Origin of the sequence: Paraburkholderia sp. SIMBA_054, from assembly GCF_046534875.1 — a bacterium.
Lineage (GTDB): Bacteria > Pseudomonadota > Gammaproteobacteria > Burkholderiales > Burkholderiaceae > Paraburkholderia > Paraburkholderia hospita.
In genome coordinates, this window is the sequence record NZ_JAWRXV010000450.1 from 1 (window position 1) to 320 (window position 320).

Sequence of the window (320 nt, forward strand, 5' to 3'; positions counted from 1 at the left end):
CCACATCATCGAAATAACAGGTGTCATAGGTAAAATCCCGCTTGCCATCTATTTCCAGAATATCGAACTGCTGAACCAGTTCGCCGATCGCCCGGTGGAGCATATTCGCACGCACCACATACTTGTTGTCACGCCGGTCCAGCATGTTGGCCTTTGCGTCGAGATGCTTGAGGCTGATCGGCTGAAACGGTTCGATCAGCCAGCGAGGAACCGTGCTGCGAGGCGCGTGGAAGCTCAACCAGGGTCCCTTTTTCGACAGTACGGTCGCGGTTTTGACCGCCGTCGCAGCCTGGCCGCCTGCAGCCTCCGTCTGTGGTATG

At 56.9% G+C, this 320-nt stretch carries 1 protein-coding gene; it reads right to left on the minus strand.

What is annotated here, in order from left to right; genetic code table 11:
* On the minus strand, positions 1–320 hold a 320-nt coding region (locus tag SB822_RS55860), incomplete at both ends, for a hypothetical protein (protein WP_410858946.1).